Source organism: Bradyrhizobium sp., assembly GCF_035570375.1.
In the GTDB taxonomy this organism is placed as follows: domain Bacteria; phylum Pseudomonadota; class Alphaproteobacteria; order Rhizobiales; family Xanthobacteraceae; genus Bradyrhizobium.
The window spans coordinates 1-4,940 of the sequence record NZ_DATMLW010000054.1 but is presented as its reverse complement, the minus strand read 5'-3'; the positions used below and the strand labels follow the sequence as shown (position 1 = coordinate 4,940).

Genomic DNA, 4,940 nt, shown 5'->3' with positions numbered 1-4,940 from the left:
TAGAGACGCTCAGCAGCGGGTATCAGAGGTCGCGATGGTTGTGCATAATACCGCGCCACGTGCCCGCTCGCCGGTAATTGGAGAAGCTGAAGATGCCTCCCCTTGACACCGCCGTGATCGTTCTTGCCGGGATGGCTTTGTTTGCTGCCTTTGTAAATGGTGCCCTTGGCTACGGGTTTTCGTCACTCACCGTGCCAGTCGCGCTCGTTTTTTATGCAAATCGCGTTCTGAATCCCGCCGTCGTTGTGATCGAAGTCTTTATTAACTTGTACGTGCTGCTCATGAATCTGAACGGCGTTCGGGCTGTATGGAAAAGAGTGGTTCCCATTCTCATCGGGCTGCTGCCCGGCATCGCGGTCGGAGCCTCTGTTCTTGCTTCGCTTCATCCTGGCTGGATCAAACTCGGCACCTACACCGTTATTTTACCCCTCATCCTGCTTCAGGCAGCCGGGTGGCGGAGGCCAATCCGGTCGACATGGCTGGTCGGTCTCCCTTTTGGATCGGCGCTGGGCATCCTGTATTCGGTAACGACCATTTCAGGACCCCCGTTGGCCATTTTGTTCAACAATCAAGGCTTGGTCAAAAACGAGTTTCGGGCCGGTCTCGCTTTGGTTCGCGTGGCTGAGTCGAGCGTGACCGCCCTCGTGTATTACCACCTTGGCCTGTTTGTCGCGGAAAGTGAGAATTTGTTATTGACGCTGATTCCCAGCGTTGTGGTTGGAATACCGCTTGGCACCTATTTCATCCGCCGGCTGGTTCCCGAAACGTTTCGCCGAATATGCATGAGCTTTGATGCCTGGGTCGTCGGCTTCGGTTTCTCCCGGGTGTTGATCGATCTGAAGTTGATGCAGAGCCCGTGGGCCTACAGCGTCATGGCAGTCACCATTTTGATCGATGTCTATTTGTTGTATGTCTTTTTCACGATACAGCAGGTGGCCTCGAACCCTCGGTCCCGCGCGAGGTGGCTGATGTTTCAGAGACCGCCTCATGCCCGTTCTTCCTGATTTTCCTGCCACGGGAAAGTCGTGATCGAGACACCGACACCGGCCAGAACGCCTTCCTGTGCCGCCTGCCGGCTCGCCCCGGTTCGGCCGCGCTAGTCCCTGGAGCGCCCGACCGGGGAACAGCAGCGCCTGAAACGCGTCGGCATGCTGCACTGGTACCGGACTCGCCCGATCGAGTGCCAGGGTCCGCAGGTTTTTCGCCGTGCTATGTCCCGAGTTCCGCACTAGCACATCAAGCACGATGCCGGTCTGATCGCGCCACAACCAGTGCTTCACGCCGGCGATCTTGAGCACGACCTCATCTAAATGCCACTTGTCGTCGACACGGGGAAGACGCCGACGGATCCGGTTGGTGAACTGCTGACCAAATTTGCGTGCCCACTGCCGCACGGTTTCGTGGCTGACAATGATGCCGCGGGCGGCCAACAACTCCTCCACCATGCGAAGACCGAGCGGGAAGCGGAAATACAGCCACACCGCATGACCGATGATCTCGGCCGGGAACCGATGCCCGGTGTAGCGAGCGCGAGCGGGTGTCGTCATCCCATCCGATTACTCACCCCGATCCGTCGCCGCAAGTACCCCAGGGTCCACCAAGTTGACGGTGCCCTCACGCGGCCTAATCGTTACCGTGACGAGGCCGACGGCGGTATGAGTGGAGCTTCCTCGCGAGCAAGCCGGGAATACCGGCCCGGTCGAACGCCACCTCCCAACCGGCGAGTTCCTTCTCAGAGAGGAGATAGCGCTGACACGCTACTTCGCGAGTGATGACCCCGGCCCGCACGGCCACAAGAATGGCGGCCTTGCGACGAGACGTCCACCGCTTGGTCTCCGGCGGCGGCAAAACGAGATCCTCCTCGTCTCTCGATGTAGCCTTGCCGAGGACGCGGGGCCCATCACGATATCGGGCTTCCGTTTCCGGTCGCCCGATCGACTCGCTCTCAATCAAAACTGACGGCGTGTCGAAGCACATGACCGCGCAAGATTGTGACTCGGGCCGGGCGGCTTTGTTCGACATTCCTCAAATACTAGGCTCGTTAGTGTGCCGGACTATACGTGCGAACACGTATGGCGGTTGCGCTGCAGGTTGAGGCAAGGTGAGGGTGCGGCAAACGATCACATCGCGGATTGCTTTGCCGCTCTCGCGAGCTAGCCCGGCCAGCACTTGGTGGGTGAGCCTGCCAGGGCATGCGATCGGAGGACCGATGATCGGGGAAACCTGACCATGGCAACAGAAGAGGCTGTCGACGATATCACGCGTGCGCAAGAGTGGGCCGCTCGGATCGGTTGCAGCGCCAGCCATGCCTGGCGGGCCACAGCGCTGTCGATCGCCTACATTGCGCTCTATCTGACGCTAGATCGATTAAGCTTTATCGGGGCACTGCACGGCATCGGCATCACACCGTGGAATCCGTCTACGGGTCTCGCGATGGCCTTGCTGATCATCAAGGGGCTCCGCTACGCCCCGCTGGTATTGGCCGCCGAACTGTTGTCGGGCGCTACGCTTCCAATCGCGCCTGTCTTCCCGGTGCTGGTATTCCTGGGATCGCTCGTGGTTACCGGCGGCTATACGGGAGCCGCCGCAATATTGCGGCATGCTGGCCTGCAGGCCGGAATTCGCACAAGCTCGGATGTCGTCAAGCTTTTAATCGTGACGATCATCAGTTCGGGGCTCGTCGCCAACGGTTTTGTCGCCATCTGCGCCGCTGCCGGGATTGTCCCATGGAGCGGTTTCGCCGAGGCCGGGTTTCATTTTTGGATCGGCGATGCAATCGGCATTGTCGTGCTCGTCCCTCCACTGCTTCTGCTACACGAGCGAATTAAACAACGGGCTGCACCGGATCGTGACAAGGCCTCACCTCAATTCATCGAGTTTGCCGCGCAGAGCGCGAGTATTGTCGTGGCGCTCGCAGCGGTGTTCTCGGGAATCGGTGGCGATCACCCTCTCGGGCTTTTCTACCTTCTATTCCTGCCACTCATCTGGATCGCGACGCGTCATGGTCTACCCGGCGCGAGCTGGGCGGTGCTGACGATCCAGATAGGCTTGATCGCCGGGTTCGAAATTCAGGGTCATTCGGAGCTTACCCTCCGAGCCTTCCAGCTTTTGATGCTCGCATTGGCTGCGACCGGCCTGATGCTCGGAGTGATCGTCAGCGAGCGCCGCCGCCTGTCGCTTGCCCTGGTCGACAGTGAAGGACGCCGGACAGCGATCCTAAACACGGCGCGGGACGGCATCCTTACGATCGATGCGCGCGGGCGCATCCAGTCGATCAACCCGGCGGTCGAAAGGCTGTTCTCGCGTCCGAACCACTCACTGATCGGACACAATGTTTCAGAACTGGTCGAGGGTCCACCCGATCTGCTTCACCGGCTGAAGCTCGCCGCTGATGCACCGGCCTCCGAGATGGGTTGTTTGGAGCTCGATGCGCGGCGGGCGGATGGAAGCACATTCCCGATCGAATTCAGCGCTGGCCGCTTCGACCTACTGGGCGCGGAACATTACACGATCGTCATACGGGACATCACCTCGCGCCGGAAAGCCGAAGCTCGATACCGTGAGCATCAAGCGGAGCTGGCGCACGTCTCGCGGGTTTCGCTGGCCGGTGAAATGGCCGCGGGATTGGCGCACGAGCTGAGCCAGCCTTTGACCGCGATCACCGCCTACGGACGGGGCTGCCTACGGCTGTTGACCGGGCCAATAACCGAGCCTGCGTTGCTGCACGAAGGAATAGGGGAAGTCGTGCAGCAGGCAGAGCGTGCAGGCGACGTCCTCGATCACCTCCGCGAGTTTGTCCGCGGCGGCGAATACCGCCGAGGCCTGACCGAGGTAAAGCCCCTGATCGGCGCCGCCCTAAGTCTGACGCGTGCGGAGGCAGTGCAGCAGGAGATCGAGATCGAAACGAGGATCGATCCAGGCCTGCCTGCCGTTTGGGCCGACCGGGTCCAGATCGAGCAGGTGCTGCTGAACCTGCTACGGAACGCGATGGATGCGATTGAAGCGGCGAACACCGAGCGGCGGTCGATCGTCGTCGAGGCCCGCCACAAAGGCAACCACGCCGTGCAGATCTCGGTGACCGATTCGGGACCAGGGGTCACCGCCGAGGTTGCGGGCACGATCTTCGAACCTTTCGTAACGACCAAACCGCTCGGCATGGGGATGGGGCTCTCGATCAGTCGCTCGATCATTGAGTTAAATGGCGGCAGCCTCCGAATGGTTCGCGGCGCTCGTTGCGGCGCGATCTTCATCTTCGACCTGCCGACAGCCGAGGCGGAAGCGAGCACCGATGCCGGATAAGAGGGTGTTCGTCGTCGACGATGATGCCGCCGTTAGGCAAGGGCTGAGATTTATGCTGCGCGCGGCCGGATATTGTGTGGAAGCGTTGCCATCGGCGCGCTCGTTTCTCGAAGAGTACGACCCGCGACGTGGCGGCTGCCTGTTGCTCGATATACGGATGCCGCAGATGACCGGGCTTGGACTGCAGCAGCAGCTCAATGTCCGCGGCTGGCGTATCCCGGTTATCTTCATCACCGGACATGGCACCGTTACGCTGGCAATTGCGGCGATGAAGGCCGGCGCCTTCGATTTCATCGAGAAGCCGCTGCGCGAGGACGCCCTGCTCGAAAGCATCGAGCGCGCATTGCGTTGGAATAATAGGGCGTACGAAGAGCGTCTCGAACGCGCCACGTTGCAGATCCGCGTGGCCTTATTGACACCCCGCGAACGCGAGGTCTTCGAGCGGGTTGCCTCGGGGGAGCCAAACAAGGTCATCGCCCGCCAGCTTGGCATCAGTGTTCGCACCGTCGAGTTGCATCGCGCCCACATCGCCGAGAAGCTACAAGCACGAAGTCTCTCGGACCTGATCCGTATGGGGATAATAATGAATGCCAAGACGACCACTAATACAGTGATCCCGGGTTAGTGCCTCAGTTTATCCG

At 60.5% G+C, this 4,940-nt stretch carries 4 protein-coding genes and 1 pseudogene; 3 read left to right on the top strand and 2 right to left on the bottom strand.

Going from position 1 to position 4,940, the window contains the following annotated elements; genetic code table 11:
• The first annotated feature begins 92 nt into the window (after nt 1-92).
• The gene (locus VNX23_RS06250) at nt 93-1,004 is read left to right on the top strand and encodes a sulfite exporter TauE/SafE family protein (RefSeq protein WP_325628313.1); all 912 of its coding nucleotides are present in this window, start codon (nt 93-95) and stop codon (nt 1,002-1,004) included.
• Nucleotides 1,005-1,225: 221 nt separating this feature from the next.
• Here VNX23_RS06250 and VNX23_RS06245 read toward each other — a convergent pair.
• Both VNX23_RS06245 and VNX23_RS06240 read right to left on the bottom strand, forming a co-directional pair.
• Nucleotides 1,226-1,547: pseudogene (locus VNX23_RS06245) on the bottom strand (IS6 family transposase); the annotation flags it as partial.
• A 76-nt stretch (nt 1,548-1,623) separates the two neighbouring features.
• Nucleotides 1,624-1,977, bottom strand: coding sequence for a DUF1153 domain-containing protein (locus VNX23_RS06240; protein WP_325628312.1), 354 nt, complete (start codon nt 1,975-1,977; stop codon nt 1,624-1,626).
• Nucleotides 1,978-2,229: 252 nt separating this feature from the next.
• On the opposite strand from VNX23_RS06240, the gene VNX23_RS06235 reads away from it, so the two are divergent.
• Complete coding sequence (locus VNX23_RS06235; protein ID WP_325628311.1) at nt 2,230-4,299, top strand: MASE1 domain-containing protein; 2,070 nt, start codon at nt 2,230-2,232, stop codon at nt 4,297-4,299.
• 4 nt (nt 4,300-4,303) lie between these two features.
• A complete protein-coding gene (locus VNX23_RS06230; protein ID WP_325628310.1) occupies nt 4,304-4,924 on the top strand; it encodes a response regulator transcription factor in 621 nt (206 codons plus the stop codon).
• Nucleotides 4,925-4,940 lie beyond the last annotated feature (16 nt).